The sequence below is a fragment of the Nocardioides aquaticus genome, from assembly GCF_018459925.1.
In the GTDB taxonomy this organism is placed as follows: Bacteria; Actinomycetota; Actinomycetes; order Propionibacteriales; family Nocardioidaceae; genus Nocardioides; species Nocardioides aquaticus.
This window is the reverse complement of record NZ_CP075371.1, coordinates 4,009,166-4,022,828: the sequence shown is the minus strand read 5'-3', so window position 1 is coordinate 4,022,828 and position 13,663 is coordinate 4,009,166. Positions and strand designations below refer to the sequence as shown.

15 protein-coding genes are annotated in these 13,663 nt (G+C 73.1%); 9 read left to right on the top strand and 6 right to left on the bottom strand.

All coding sequences use genetic code 11. From position 1 onward, the window contains the following. The first annotated feature begins 132 nt into the window (after positions 1 to 132). On the top strand, positions 133 to 2,148 hold the full coding sequence (locus ENKNEFLB_RS19530; protein WP_246535674.1) for an ATP-dependent DNA helicase: 2,016 nt from the start codon (positions 133 to 135) through the stop codon (positions 2,146 to 2,148). Between the two features lie 67 nt (positions 2,149 to 2,215). Here the strand turns inward: ENKNEFLB_RS19530 and ENKNEFLB_RS19525 are convergent, their stop codons facing one another. From ENKNEFLB_RS19525 to lexA, 4 genes are all read right to left on the bottom strand, one after another. After that, positions 2,216 to 3,535 carry an alkaline phosphatase family protein gene (locus ENKNEFLB_RS19525; protein WP_246535673.1) on the bottom strand — a complete coding sequence of 440 codons (1,320 nt, stop codon included), beginning with the start codon at positions 3,533 to 3,535 and terminating at the stop codon, positions 2,216 to 2,218. Continuing rightward, positions 3,532 to 5,211: an alkaline phosphatase D family protein gene (locus ENKNEFLB_RS19520; RefSeq protein ID WP_214056892.1), complete on the bottom strand. Its 1,680-nt coding sequence runs from the start codon at positions 5,209 to 5,211 to the stop codon at positions 3,532 to 3,534. Before ENKNEFLB_RS19520 ends, ENKNEFLB_RS19525 begins: the two co-directional genes overlap by 4 nt. A gap of 105 nt (positions 5,212 to 5,316) precedes the next feature. Then, entirely contained in the window at positions 5,317 to 6,987 is a 1,671-nt protein-coding gene (locus ENKNEFLB_RS19515) for an MXAN_6640 family putative metalloprotease (RefSeq protein WP_214056891.1), read from the bottom strand. Between the two features lie 95 nt (positions 6,988 to 7,082). Then, positions 7,083 to 7,796: a transcriptional repressor LexA gene (gene lexA, locus ENKNEFLB_RS19510; RefSeq protein ID WP_214056890.1), complete on the bottom strand. Its 714-nt coding sequence runs from the start codon at positions 7,794 to 7,796 to the stop codon at positions 7,083 to 7,085. A gap of 325 nt (positions 7,797 to 8,121) precedes the next feature. Between lexA and ENKNEFLB_RS19505 the strand changes: the two genes are divergently transcribed. Next, positions 8,122 to 8,454, top strand: a complete 333-nt coding sequence (locus tag ENKNEFLB_RS19505; RefSeq protein ID WP_214056889.1) for a LysM peptidoglycan-binding domain-containing protein — start codon at positions 8,122 to 8,124, stop codon at positions 8,452 to 8,454. Positions 8,455 to 8,599: 145 nt separating this feature from the next. On the opposite strand, the gene ENKNEFLB_RS19500 is transcribed toward ENKNEFLB_RS19505, so the two are convergent. Further along, positions 8,600 to 8,878, bottom strand: a complete 279-nt coding sequence (locus ENKNEFLB_RS19500; protein ID WP_214056888.1) for a hypothetical protein — start codon at positions 8,876 to 8,878, stop codon at positions 8,600 to 8,602. A 105-nt stretch (positions 8,879 to 8,983) separates the two neighbouring features. Between ENKNEFLB_RS19500 and ENKNEFLB_RS19495 the strand changes: the two genes are divergently transcribed. The 6 genes from ENKNEFLB_RS19495 (at position 8,984) to ENKNEFLB_RS22965 (ending at position 12,183) form a co-directional block, all read left to right on the top strand. Continuing rightward, positions 8,984 to 9,535, top strand: a complete 552-nt coding sequence (locus ENKNEFLB_RS19495; protein WP_214056887.1) for a mismatch-specific DNA-glycosylase — start codon at positions 8,984 to 8,986, stop codon at positions 9,533 to 9,535. Beyond that, entirely contained in the window at positions 9,532 to 9,789 is a 258-nt protein-coding gene (locus ENKNEFLB_RS19490) for an N-acetyltransferase (RefSeq protein ID WP_214056886.1), read from the top strand. The genes ENKNEFLB_RS19495 and ENKNEFLB_RS19490 overlap by 4 nt, the downstream gene beginning before the upstream one ends. A gap of 88 nt (positions 9,790 to 9,877) precedes the next feature. After that, entirely contained in the window at positions 9,878 to 10,048 is a 171-nt protein-coding gene (locus ENKNEFLB_RS19485) for a hypothetical protein (RefSeq protein WP_214056885.1), read from the top strand. Positions 10,049 to 10,170: 122 nt separating this feature from the next. Next, positions 10,171 to 10,839 carry a hypothetical protein gene (locus ENKNEFLB_RS19480; RefSeq protein WP_214056884.1) on the top strand — a complete coding sequence of 223 codons (669 nt, stop codon included), beginning with the start codon at positions 10,171 to 10,173 and terminating at the stop codon, positions 10,837 to 10,839. A gap of 100 nt (positions 10,840 to 10,939) precedes the next feature. Further along, on the top strand, positions 10,940 to 11,491 hold the full coding sequence (locus ENKNEFLB_RS19475) for a Dps family protein (RefSeq protein ID WP_246535672.1): 552 nt from the start codon (positions 10,940 to 10,942) through the stop codon (positions 11,489 to 11,491). Between the two features lie 233 nt (positions 11,492 to 11,724). Then, a complete protein-coding gene (locus ENKNEFLB_RS22965) occupies positions 11,725 to 12,183 on the top strand; it encodes a DUF4190 domain-containing protein (protein ID WP_214056883.1) in 459 nt (152 codons plus the stop codon). Between the two features lie 84 nt (positions 12,184 to 12,267). On the opposite strand, the gene ENKNEFLB_RS19465 is transcribed toward ENKNEFLB_RS22965, so the two are convergent. After that, on the bottom strand, positions 12,268 to 12,669 hold the full coding sequence (locus ENKNEFLB_RS19465; protein WP_214056882.1) for a RusA family crossover junction endodeoxyribonuclease: 402 nt from the start codon (positions 12,667 to 12,669) through the stop codon (positions 12,268 to 12,270). A gap of 367 nt (positions 12,670 to 13,036) precedes the next feature. Here ENKNEFLB_RS19465 and nrdR point away from each other — a divergent pair, with 367 nt between their 5' ends. Beyond that, positions 13,037 to 13,546, top strand: coding sequence for a transcriptional regulator NrdR (gene nrdR, locus ENKNEFLB_RS19460; RefSeq protein ID WP_214056881.1), 510 nt, complete (start codon positions 13,037 to 13,039; stop codon positions 13,544 to 13,546). Positions 13,547 to 13,663: the final 117 nt, after the last annotated feature.

Below are 13,663 nucleotides of genomic sequence, written 5' to 3'. Positions count from 1 at the left end.
CGACCCGCACCGCGGTTGAGCGGTCGCCGGTATGACGTCCCGGGGTCCCCCGACGCGGGTCCGGGCGGGCGCCCTCCACAGGTCTCCCGCCCGGGCCCGCGGCGTACGCCCCCGCGCGGCTAGGGTTCTGCGGTGCCCGACCCGACCAGCGCCGCCCCGTCCACGCCGGGAGCCGTGCGCACGGTCCTGCACGCCGCGGTCGAGGCCCTCGGCGGCGTCGAGCGCAGCGGCCAGGTGGCGATGGCCGAGGCCGTCGCGGAGGCGATGGAGGACGAGCACCACCTGCTCGTCCAGGCCGGCACCGGCACCGGCAAGTCGCTGGCCTACCTCGTGCCGGCGCTGCTGCACCGGCGTCGCGTCGTGGTGGCCACCGCGACCCTGGCCCTGCAGCACCAGCTCGTCGAGCGCGACCTGCCCCGCCTGGTCGAGGCCGTGAAGGGCACGCGTGGCGTCGACGCGTCGTTCGCGGTGCTGAAGGGCCGCTCCAACTACGCCTGCCTGCACCGCATCCGCGAGGGCGTGCCCGACGACCAGGGTGCGCTGGTCGACGTGCCGCAGGGCTCGATGGCCGGCAAGGTCCTCGAGCTGCGCAGCTGGGCCGAGAAGGAGGCCGAGAACAGCGGGACCGGCGAGCGCGACAACGCCCCGCGCCACACCGACAAGGAGTGGCGCCAGGTCTCGGTCAGCCACCGCGACTGCCTGGGCGCGGCCCGCTGCCCCTTCGGCGAGGAGTGCTTCGCCGAGGTCGCCAAGGAGCGCGCCCACGCCTCCCACCTGATCGTCACCAACCACTCCCTGCTGGCCATCGACGCCATCGAGGGCGTCCCGATGATCCCGGAGTACGACGCCGTGGTCGTCGACGAGGCGCACGAGCTGGTCGCGCGGGTGACCCAGGCCGCGACCGACGAGCTGACCCCGATGGACGTCGAGCGGGCCGCGCGCCGCAGCCAGCGCCACGTCGACGGTGACGAGGCCGACAGCCTCGACGAGGCCGCCGGCGACCTGCGCGACGCGATGCAGGCCGCGTCCCCGGGCCGGTTCGAGACGCTGCCCGACCAGCTCGCCGAGGCGCTGGCGCGGGTCCGCGACACCGCCCGGACCTGCCTGTCGGCCTACCCCAAGCAGAAGCCCGTCGGCGGGGGCGGCGGCGAGGAGGTCGACCCCGGCCTCCAGCAGTCGCGGGGCATGGTCCAGGACGTCTTCGACACCGCCGAGCGGATGGCCGCCGCCTCCCAGGCCGACGTGCTGTGGATGAACGAGGGCACCGAGCGGGTGCCGCCGCGGCTGTGCGTGGCGCCGCTGCAGGTGTGGGGCCCGATGCGCGACAAGCTGCTGGCCGACAAGTCGGTCGTGCTCACCTCGGCCACCTTGATGCTGGGCGGCGACTTCGGCCCGGTCGCCGGCAGCCTGGGCCTCAAGCCGGGCGAGCGCACCGAGCCCGGCGCCGGCGCCGAGCGCACCGAGGACGTGCTGCCGTGGGTGGGCCTCGACGTCGGGTCGCCGTTCGACTACGGCCGGCAGGGGATCATGTACGTCGCCCGGCACCTCCCACCCCCGGGACGCGACGGTCTCGGACCGGCCCAGCTCGACGAGATCGCCGGGCTGGTCGACGCCGCCGAGGGCCGTACCCTCGGGCTGTTCTCGAGCCGTCGGGCGGCCGAGGCCGCCGCGGAGGCGATCCGGGAGCGGCTGCCGCACCTGACCACGCTGGCCCAGGGCGACGCGCAGCTGCCGGAGCTGGCCAAGCAGTTCGTCGAGGACCCGCACACCTGCCTGTTCGGCACGCTCAGCCTGTGGCAGGGCCTCGACGTCCCGGGCGACACCTGCCAGCTGGTGATCATCGACCGGATCCCGTTCCCGCGCCCCGACGACCCCCTGATGAGCGCGCGGCAGAAGGCGGCCGACAAGGCCGGCGGCAACGGGTTCATGCAGGTCGCGGCCACCCACGCCGCCCTGCTGCTGGCGCAGGGCGCCGGCCGGTTGATCCGCAGCGGGGAGGACCGGGGCGTGGTCGCGGTCCTCGACCCCCGCCTGGCCACCGCCCGCTACGGCTCGTTCCTCAAGGCCAGCCTCCCGCCGATGTGGCCGACCACCGACCCCGCCCTGGTCCGCCAGGCCCTGAAGCGTCTGTCGGCCTCCGCCACCTGACGCCGAGATGACGCTCGCGGACAGCCGAGATGACGCTCGCGGCGCCTCGAGGTGACGCTTGCGGCGCCTACAACCGGCTGCGCCCGTCGTACCCGCCGCGCGGGGCCGGCAGGCCGAGGAACTCCCCGACCGTGGGCGCCACGTCGGCGGTCGTGGCCAGGCCGGGACGCGCGGTCCGCCGCGGTACGGCCGGGTGCCCGCCGCTGAGGAAGAACGGGATCGGCCGGGTCGCCGGGTGCCCGTGGTTGCCCGGGATCGGGTTGCTGGTGACCGGGTCCGGGTCGGAGAAGCGCCACCCGGCGCGGCAGTACACGACCACGTCGCCGGCCTCCGGGCCGAGCCGCAGCGACCGCGTGCGGCGGTCGAGCGCCTCGAGCACGCCCTCGGTGCCCTGGGCGATCGCGCGCATCCGGCGTACGGCCCGCTCCCGCTGCCGGTCGGGGCCGAGCCAGTAGAGGAGGTCGGCGCCGCCGTTGTCGCCGATCGCCACCCTCCCGGCCAGGAACGGGTCGGCCTCGATCGGCGCGGTCAGGCTGATCACGCGGTCCGGGGTGGAGTAGTCCATCGAGTGGTCGGCGAGCACCACCAGCAGGCTGTCCTCCCACCGGCCGGTCTCCTTGAGCAGATCGACGAAACCGCCCACGAGCCGGTCGGTGTTCAGCAGCGCGGTGCGCCGCAGCACCTCGAGGCCACTGGGCCCGGTGAGGTCGCTGTGCGCGAACCGGTCGACGTCGCCGAGGTTGACGAACATCAGGTGCGGGTCGTGCGCGGTCACCATCTCGCGCGCCGCGGCCATCGTGAACTCGTCGGGGGCGTACTCCGCGACCGGGATGACCGGCCCCGGCTCCCAGCGGTAGGTCGCCCGGGTGCCGAAGATCCCGTAGAGGTACTCCTTGCTGAGCACCGTCGCGGTCCGCAGCCCGCGGCGGTCGAGCCGCTCCAGGATGGTCGGTCCCCGCAGGTCGCGCGGCCGGTCCAGGGTGCGGACCTCGCCGAGCGCCCGGTCGTAGACGGAGTTCGCCGGCACACCGGTCCGGTCGGGGCGTCGCCCGGTCATCATCATCGTGTGGTTCGGGATGGTCTCCATCACCGGAAGCGACGTCGCGCGGCCGTACCGCAGACCGGCGTCGCGCAGCGACCGCAGGTTCGGTGTCAGCCCGCTGTCGATCTCCTCGGGTCGGCACCCGTCGACGACCACGACGTAGGCCCGCTTGCGCGTCCGGCGACGGGGCGCGGCGGCCGCAGTCCCGGCCGCGGCCGAGAAGACCAGGCCGGCCCCGCCGGCGGCGCCGAGCAGCGTCCGCCGACCGGCGTACGCCTCCGCGAGGCCGGCGAGGCGCGAATCGGTCGGTGTGCTGCGGGGTCCGCCACAGCCGTGCCCGGTCACCGCACGGGCCCGTCGGCCCGCTGGACGGTCCCGCTGCTGGCGCGGGTCAGCCAGGAGGCGGAGTGGGTGATCGTGGTGCCGGCCTCGCGGCGGTCGCCGAGCACGATCCAGTCCATCTGCGCGCGGGCCGGGGTGATGTCGAGGACCGAGAAGCCGTGCCGGTCGAAGTCGAGATACTTGATGTGCGGGTTCGCGGCCTGGATGGCGGCCTCGACGCCGGCGCTGGAGCCCTCGGGTCCGCCGGTGATGTCGTCGAGGTTGTTGGAGGTCACCGAGGAGCAGACGAACTCGACGCCGACCGTGCCCGAGAGCGGGTAGGTGCCCTTCTCGAACGGCAGCTCGGCGGCCCACGCGGAGTGGATGTCACCGGTGACGAACAGCGCGTCGTCGATGTTGCGGTCGCGCAGCAGGTCGAAGACCTGGCGGCGGTCGGCGGTGTAGCCGTCCCACTGGTCGACGTTGATCGGGACGCCCTCGTCGGGCGCCAGGCCGGTCACCTCGGTGACGGCCCGGGCCTTGGCCGCGGGCAGGGCGCCGAGCGTCACCGGCGCGATCATCACCGGGTTCCCGATGACCTTCCACTGCGAGGCGCGCCGGCGCAGCGAGTCGAGCAGCCAGGCCAGCTGGCGCTTGCCCGTGATCGTGCGGGCCGGGTCGGAGATGGCCTGCGGGTCCGAGCTCTGCTCGGAGCGGTAGGTGCGCAGGTCGAGCATGCTGATCTCGGCGAGCGTGCCCCAGGTCAGGCGGCGGTAGAGCCGGGCGCCGTCGCCGAGGGCGGCGGTGCCGTCCATCCGTACCGGCATCCACTCGTCGTAGGCGCGGTGCGCGCGGGCGCGGCGGGACCGGAAGTCGCCCTCGGTGTCGGGCTGGTGGTTCTCGGCGCCGCGCCGCCACGCGTCGTTGGTGGTCTCGTGGTCGTCCCAGGTGACGATCCAGGGGCAGCGCGCGTGCGCGGCCTGCAGGTCGGGGTCGGTCTTGTACTGCGCGTGCCGCCGTCGGTAGTCCTCCAGCGAGACCATCTCGCGCGGCGGGTCGTGCGGGCGGACGTCGACGTTCGCGTTGCCGTAGCCGTACTCGCCGGGGGCGTACTCGTAGAGGTAGTCGCCCAGGCAGAGCACCGCGTCGAGGTCGTCGCGCGCCGCGATCCCGCGGTAGGCCGCGAACATGCCGGCCTGCCAGTTCGCGCAGGACACCACGCCCAGGCGCAGGCGGCGTACGGCGGCCCGCGCGCGCGGGGCGGTGCGCAGCCGCCCGACCGGGCTGCGGCGGCCGTCGAGGACGAAGCGGTAGTGGTACCACCGGTCGGCCTCGAGCCCGTCGACGTCGACCTTGACCGTGTGGTCGCGCGACGGCCCCGTGACGACGCTGCCCCGGCGCACGATCCGCCGGAAGTCGGCGTCCCGGGCGACCTCCCACCGCACGGTCACGCGGGGCCCCTGGCCGGAGCCGGGGGTCGAGGCCGGCGTCGGGGTGACCCGGGTCCAGATCACGACCCGGCGGGGGAGGGGGTCGCCGGAGGCGACACCGTGGGCGAAGGTGCGCCGGTCGGCGCGGCGACGCGCGGCATCGGGGGCGGCGAGCGCCCCGGGGGCCGGGGCGCCGGGGGCGAGGGCGGCGGTGCCGAGGGCGCCGGCGGCGCCGGTCCTCAGGACGGTACGACGGGTCGGGGTGGTCACAGCCTGATCCAACGTCACGCCGGCCCCGGGGTCACCGCCCCGGACGAAGCCGCTGGCCAGTGTTCACCTTCCGGCCACGTCGGGCGCGCGGGGAGGGGCCCCGGGTCAGCGGGCGCGGGCGGTGGCGCGGAGGACGGCGGGCTGACGGTCGTCGCGGGCGTACCCCTGGCAGGAGACCGAACCGAGGCTGAAGCAGTCACGGATGCGCGTGCTGGCGTTGACCAGGTGCACCTCGACGGCCTGGACCCGGCGGGTGGAGAACGGCGTCCGCACCGAGGCCTTGCCGTTGCGGTCCAGCGCGACCCGGCTGGTCTTCGCGGTGCCGTCCGGTGCGACCACGGAGATCCGCAGCTCGGAGCCGCGCCTCGGCGCCGCCAGGTCGGCCTTGACGCGCAGCACCCAGCGGTTGGACTTCAGGCCGCCCCCGGGCTCGAGGCGCACCGTCGAGCCCGTGAGGTGCCCGAGGCGTCGGGTCGAGGAGTACGCCGTGCGGCGCAGGGTCAGCTCGCGCTGGTCGGCCACGGGGCTGCGCGGGTAGGCGTTGGCGTTGCCCTCCTCGTAGCGCTGGCGCGAGAAGCGGTTCGCCGCGACGTAGTCGGCGAACTGGGCCCGCACCGAGGTGCCGCGCGCCTTGAGGACTCGCTGGAGGGCGGCCAGCGAGTAGGTCTCGTCGGGGTTGAGGAAGTCGGCCTCCTCCCACACGTCGCGCGCCAGGGTGGGCAGCCCGCCCTGCTTGGCCGGGAACCTCTCGGTCAGGAAGCGCCAGAACGACCACGCGCCGTAGACCTCCTGGCCACCCCGGTCGAGGTCCATCGGCCGGGCGGGCCTGCCCATCGGGCCGTACCGCAGGTAGGAGACGTTGTCGTCGACGCCGTCGAAGGTCTCGTCCTCGACCCAGGTGGCGGTGCCCTCCATCAGCCAAGGGTCCTCGAAGAGGTCGTAGGCGAACTGGACGGCGTGGAAGTACTCGTGGGCGACGGTGACGTCCAGGTTCTGCTGGGGCGTGTTCCGGGGGTACTGCTGGCGGACGTAGTCGTTGTCGAGCACGCAGTAGGCCCAGGTGCTGAACCGCGCCGAACCACCGTCGTACGGGCCCTCGGGGTCGGAGGTGCAGTAGCCGTAGATGGCCTTGTCGCCGATGTCGGCGAGGTAGATGTCGGTCTTGGCGTTCCCGCCGTCGTTGCGCGCCCGGCCGTCCCTCCTGGGAGCGCGGTAGCCCGCGGCGACGTAGGTGTCGTGGACCCCGGCCACCGAGGTGAGCACCCGCCGGGCGAAGCGCGGCGTGGCGGCGTCGGCGGTCGAGTCGACCCGGTGGACGCACACGTCGGCGTTGCAGGTCGGGGCGGCCTCGCGGACCCGGTAGCGCACGCCGAAGGGCGAGCCGTTGCCGTCGGTGGGACGCGCCAGGTAGGCGTCGGCCGTGGCGCGGTCCTGCCGGGACAGGTCGCCGCGCGCCGCGAGCAGGTCGCGCAGCGCCAGGGTGACGTCCCGCTCGTCGGCCACCGGGGGCCCGGGCTCGGTCTCGCCGGGGTCCGCGGCCGGCCCGCCGACGCCGTCGGCGAAGAGCTCCTGGACCTCCTCCAGCGTCTCCTCGGGCAGCGGGGGACGCTCGCCCAGCACGACGTCGGGCAGCACCGGGACCGAGTCCGGAACGGAGCCCGGGACCGAGCCGGGGCCCGGGTCGGGATCGGCCGCGGCCGGCACCGCGGTGAGCGGGGCCAGGAGCAGCACGCTCAGCACACCCCCGAGCAGGGCGGTGGTGGCAGGACGACGCATGGGGGGCTCCCGGGGGTGGGCGGTGCGGGCAACCCGCAGCGTACGTGCCGCCCCCGACATCCCCGGGACCGCTCACCCGACCCCGGGGACGGGTCCTACAGGCTGCGCAGGACGGCGGTGACCTTGCCCAGGATCGTGGCGTGGGTGCCGTCGATGGGGGAGTAGGCGGCGTTGTGCGGCATCAGCCACACCTGGCCGTCCTTGCGCTGGAAGGTCTTGACCGTGGCCTCGCCGTCGATCATGGCGGCGACGATGTCGCCGTTCTCGGCGGTCGGCTGCTGGCGGATGACCACGAAGTCGCCGTTGCAGATGGCGGCGTCGATCATCGACTCGCCGCTGACCTCGAGCAGGAAGAGCTGACCGTCGCCGACGATGCGGCGCGGCAGCGGGAAGATCTCCTCGATCCGCTCCTCGGCCAGGATCGGGCCACCGGCGGCGATCCGGCCGACGACCGGCACGTTGGCGGCCTGCGGGACGACGTCGCCGACGCCCGTCTCGTCGATGCTGGACTCCTCGCCGCTGCCCAGCGAGCGGCGCGAGGCCATGTGCTCGGGCAGGAACACCTCGAGGGCGCGCGGGCGGTTGGGGTCGCGCTTGAGGTAGCCCTTCTCCTGCAGCACGCGCAGCTGGTGGGAGACGCTCGAGGTGCTGGTGAGGCCGACGGCCTCACCGATCTCGCGCATGCTCGGCGGGTAGCCGCGTGCCTCGAGGCACTCCTTGATGTGCGTGAGGACGCGCTGCTGGCGCGGCGTCAGCCCGGTGGCGTCCGCCGGGCCGTCGGGCAGCTCGCTGACGTTCTTCTTGGGCATGCGGGTGCACCTCTCCGGGGTCGGTGTGACAGGAGTGACGCTAGACCGTCGGGCACCCCCACTTCAAACACCTGTTCGAACCCGCGTGTCGCGGGTGACCGGCCAAGGCTGTCGAACAAATGATCGAGCGGGGTCTTGCGCTCGTTCGAACAGGTGATCTACTGTCGCTCAGGTGTTCGATCGAACGTCTGATCGACCGGGCCCGACCGCCTCGTCACCGAGGGCTGTCGGCGCCGGCCTCTAGACATTGGTTCGTCCACCACCGACCCCGGTGGTCAGCACCGCATCCGGCACCGCTGACCGCCCCCTTCCCCAGGAGGTCACCATGAGCGCCACCCTGCAGTCTGCCCGCCCCACCACCACCGTGCGTCTGACGCGTCGGGGCCGGCTGGCCGTGCTCCTCCTCGCACTGGTCGTCCTGCTCGCCGCCGGCCTCCTGCTGGCGCAGGCCTCGATGGCCGACGGCGAGGACACCCCCGACCCGACCCGCGTCGTCGTGGTCGCCCCGGGCGAGACGCTGTGGGGCCTGGCCCAGGAGACGGTGGCCGCGACCGGTGAGGGCGACGCCGCCTCGGTCGTCACCGACATCCAGGAGCTGAACGACCTCGACTCCGGCGTGCTGCAGGCCGGTCAGGAGCTGCGCGTCCCGCTCGGGTGACGTGTCGGCCACCACGCCGGCGCATCGACCCGCGCCGCTGGTGGGCTAGAGGCTCGTCGACGACTCGACCCCGTCGACGAGCAGGGGAACGCTGAGGGGCGGGGTGGCCACGGCCGCCCCGCCCCTCACGCATCTGCCAGTCGTGTCAGCGCACGCGGCGCCCGACGTACCCCTCGCTCGTCGCGACCGTGTCGACGTCGTTCGCGTGCCCCACGGAGGGAGCCGCCGGCGGGGTCGCCAGCAGCCGCAGGATCCGCGCGACCAGCATCAGCCCGGCGAACAGGCACGCCACCGCACCCAGCGACGCGAGCCCGAGGAACCACCACGCCTCGCCCCGTCCGCCGCGCGCCTCGGACCCGAAGTCGATGGCCGCGAAGACCAGGTAGCCCCACGCCACGACGAGCAGCGTGACCCCCAGTGACAACCCCAGGAGGGTCGGTGAGACTCGTCGCTGGGGCCGGGGACCTCGTCGCGACCCGGCTCGCTTTCCGCCCATGGGGGTCATTGTGTAGGACGAGAGGGTGGGGGCGTGGAGGAGTTGCCCGACATCGTCGGTCCGGATCCCGCCGTGGTCTTCTGTGGCCAGGCCGGTCAGGACAGTCCGAAGACCCGCGAGCACTACTACGCGACCCCCGGCAACTCCTTCTGGGAGTGCCTGCACCTCGCCGGGATGACGCCCACGCTCTTGCGCCCCGAGGACGACCACCGGCTGCCCGCGCTCGGCCTGGGGCTGACCGACCTGGTCGGGCGCCCGTCTCCCGACGGGACCCGCTATCTCGCCGACATCGACGACCTCGTCGCCAAGGTCGAGCGGTGGGAGCCGGACTGGCTGGCCTTCACCGGCAAGGGCGCGGCCCAGCAGGCGGCCCGGGCGCTGGGTCGCAGGCCACCGAAGCTGCTCGGCGCCACCGAGTGGTACGTCGGGCGCACCCAGGTGTTCGTGCTCCCCGGCCCCAGCGGCGCCAACCGGCGTCCTGACTACGACGGCCGTCCCACCCGGGTGTCCTGGTGGCGCGAGCTCGCGGAGATGGCGGACCTCGCCGACCTCGCGGGTCCGGACCTGGAACCGTCCGACGCATGACCGGACCGACACCGCCCTCGATCAGCGCCTCAGCGATGAGCTCGACCGGTTCGACCTTCAAGACCAAGGCGGTCGGTCGCGGGTGCACGCACGCGTTCGTCACCCCCTTCACCTTCCAGGCTCCCGCGTTCTACCGGCGCCTGGGGTACGAGGAGATCGTCCGGCGGAAGCCCGTCCCCACGCCGGGCCGCGACGACGTCCACCTGCGCAAGGACCTCGGGCAGCCGGGCATCGACGTGACCGAGACCCGGTAGAGGCGTCGACCGGGATCTGGATGGGTCCGACGAGCAGGCATCGCGGAGCACGCGAGAACGGACTGGACTGCAGCACTAGCGTCAGAGGATGCCGACAGACGACGACCGCCCAGGCGGTGCGAAGGCCACCAGTGACTACCGCAGCCTCCCGCGAGACGTGCGGCTCGACGAGACCATCGCCACCGTCGAGGCAGAGACGGTGCCGGACCCCCGGGCGGGGCGGAACGTGGACCAGCACCGTGCCCTGCGCGACGACTGACCAAGGCCGCCTCACGCGCTGCTGAACTGCCCGGGCGGGCGGTCGACGCGCGGGCGTCCACTGGCCGGACTGAGACCGCGGACACCTACCGCCGAGGCGGGGGGTGAGGGTAGCCTTACCTCATGACCGGCGAGCTGCTGCGCAACCCCGCCTCGACCTGGGCCGAGCAGGCCCGGACCTCGGTCGCGGGTGCCCGCACCGGCACCCTGCGCACCCGCAGCTGCCGTACGCCCTCCACCGAGACGCTGGTCTCGGTCGACGTGGCCGAGGACGGCCGCGTCCGGGTCCTCCTCGCTGGCACTTCGCCTGCCGTCCCGGCGCTGGCCGCCTGCCGTGTCGCGACCCTGACGCTGCCCGGTCCCGGCTCGCGGGTGGTCCGGCTGACCGGTTCCTTCACGATGGACCGCCCCGACGACACCGGGATGCGTGCGTACGTCCCGACGCTGCTCTCGATCCGCCTCGTCGAGCCCGGCCGCGACGACGTAGTGGTCCCGGTCGACGCGTTCCTGCGCTCCGAGCCCGACACCTTCGGTCACCACGCCGCCGCCGTGCTGCGCCACCTCGCCGCCGTGCACGGCGAGGACCTCCTCGCCGGTGCCCGCGCCCAGGGGTACGACGCCGCGGCCGTGGTGCCGCTCGTGGTCGACCGCGACGGCGTGGAGCTGGCCGTGCTGACTGCCGAGGGCGTCGACCGCTGGCACGTGCCCTTCGACGGCTGCGGCGCCGCGACCGGCGCCGACCTGCGCACGGTGCGCCTCCCGGTCGACTGCTCCTGCCCCGACCGGGTCTGACCTGCCGCATCCGCCAACGCAGGCAAGCCTTCCCTTTCTGGAACCAATCAAGAAAAGGTGTCACAGTAGGGACATCCCCGATCGGAAGGACCGTCTCACCATGAGCGACACGATGCAGAGCACCGACCTGACCACCTCCGCGAGCGCCGGCGCGCACACCGCCCACCCGCCGTACCGCGCCTCGGAGACCCTCGGGGCCCACCTGCAGCAGCTGCTGGTGGACCTGACCGACCTGCACCTGCAGGGCAAGCAGGCGCACTGGAACGTCGTGGGCAAGAACTTCCGCGACCTGCACCTGCAGCTCGACGAGGTCGTCGACGACGCGCGCACCTTCTCCGACACCGTGGCCGAGCGCATGCGCGCCCTCTACGTCGTCCCGGACGCCCGCGCCGCCACCGTCGGCGCGCAGACCAGCCTGCCGGAGTTCCCCTCGACCGAGGTCGACACCGCCGAGACCGTCGACCGCATCGTCTCCGCGATCTACGCCACCGCCGGCACCGCCCGTCGCATCCACGACGAGGTCGACGCCGAGGACCCCACCTCGGCCGACATCCTGCACGGCATCCTCGAGCGCCTCGAGCAGCTCGCCTGGATGATCGACGCCGAGAACCGTGTCGCGAACGCGTCCTCGCCGCGCTCGATCACCCCGTGATCACCCGGCGGCGCTGACGGCGCCGCCACCCCTCGTACGGCCGCTCCCGCATCGCGCGGGGGCGGCCGTTCTTGCGTCTGGGACCGCGGAGCCGACCAGCCGACTGCTACCGGGGATCAACCCGGACCAGGGTGCGCCCCAGCCGACTCGATCCGCAGCTCGCCAGTCGGGCTGGCTGCAGCGTCATGGAGATTGTCCCGCGACAGCCGGGCTGGCATGAGAACCTTCGCGCCATGAGTGAGAGCGACCCCGGTGTCCCCGCTGGCGCAAACCCGCCCGGGCCGGGTTGGTGGCAGGCCAGCGACGGGCACTACTACCCGCCTCAGCAGTCACCGGGCCTGCCGCCTCCTCCAGGCGCGTACCCGTACTTGCCACAGATGCATGTCCGAGCCACCAACGGGTTGGCCATCGCTTCGATGGTGCTGGGCATCCTGTGGCTCTACTGGGTCGGCTCGATCCTGGCACTCGTGTTCGGCTATGTCGCCCGTGCCCAGATCAAGCGCTCTCATGGTCAGCAGGTAGGCGGTGGCATGGCTGTCGCGGGGATCGTCCTCGGCTGGATCGGCATCGGCATCGCGCTGGTATTCGTCATCGGTGCGATCGTGGCTGCCGTGTCCTATGACGAGATCAACAGTCTTCCGAGCAACGGGTTCTGCAACGTTGATCGCTATATGGAAGATCCGGATTGCTGACGCCGAGATCCCGCTGGCTTGCGCTAGGACGTCGACCGCGTTGTTGCTGACGCTGCCTCCGCGCTCGTCGTCCGGGAGAACCGTCTAGGCGCGCGGGCGGATCCGCACCCGGTAGCCCGTCGGCTTGCCCTGCTGCCAGCGGAAGTGCACGTCCTGGAACTGCCGGTCGTCGTCGTACAGCGCGACCTTCGCCAGCTCGCCGAGGTGCCCCAGCGGGCCACGCTGGCCCTTGGCCTCGAGCACGTCGGTGATGCCGCCGAGGTAGTTCGTGGCGTCCGAGGCCGGTGGCTCCGGCGAGGTCAGGGTGACGTCGAGCGTCAGTGCGGCACTGCCGAAACCCTGGTGGCCGGTGGACTTCATGTGGTCCCGCGCGGCCTGCAGCAGCGCGACCACCCGGGAGTGGTGGCGGTGCGCGGCGGCCAGCATCGACTTGCCCTCGCTCTTCGCCGGCGGGAGGTCCTCGATGACGATCTCGATCTGGTCCATGTCCCCACCGTGACCGGTCGCCGGTGCCGACGCAAGCCGCGCCCCGGACCGGTCGAGAAGCATGCCCGGACCACCGCTGACCTGCGACGACGCGGCCCGCCGAAAACAATAACGCCGAGATTGCGCAACAGGTTGCGCTCTGGGGGTCCCGGGCGTACGGTTCCACTACATCTAGTACTTACACGGATGTAGTTATCCACATCTAGTTCACAGTTCGATGCGGATGGCACACAGGCCAGCGCGTGTTATCCCCAGGGAAACGCCGTTCTCCACAGGTTCATCCACCGCTCTCGAGCGGTGCTACGAGCGCGCCCGGCCACCCTGACACGCCGCCCGACATCCACACACCCGAGAGGAGACACCCGCGATGCACTGCCCCTACTGCCGGCACACCGATACCCGGGTCGTCGACTCCCGGGTCGCCGAGGACGGCGGCTCGATCCGCCGCCGGCGTACGTGCTCGGAGTGCGGCAAGCGCTTCACGACCGTCGAGCTGATGCAGGTCACGGTGCTCAAGCGCTCCGGCGCCACCGAGCCCTTCCAGCGCGACAAGGCCGTCGCCGGCGTCCGGAAGGCCTGCAAGGGCCGCCCGGTCACCGAGGACCAGCTCGACCGCCTCGGCCAGGCCGTGGAGGACGCCCTGCGCGCCGCCGGCGCCGCCGAGGTCCCCGCGCACGAGGTCGGCCTGGCCATCCTCGGCCCGCTCCGCGAGCTCGACGAGGTCGCCTACCTGCGCTTCGCCTCCGTCTACCGGGCCTTCGAGTCCGCCGACGACTTCGAGGACGAGATCGCGCAGCTGCGCAGCGAGCGGCGTACGCCCGACTCGCCCGCCGCGCTCGACGGCCTCGACGGCCGCGCCCCAGCCCCCACGGGCTGACCCAGACCACCCCGGCAGGGAGTGGGGAAGCTGCCTGCCGGGGTGCACCACCTCATCCCCACCTGCTCGACCGTGCTCGCACCACGATCGGGACCCCCCGCTCCACCGGTGCGCCGA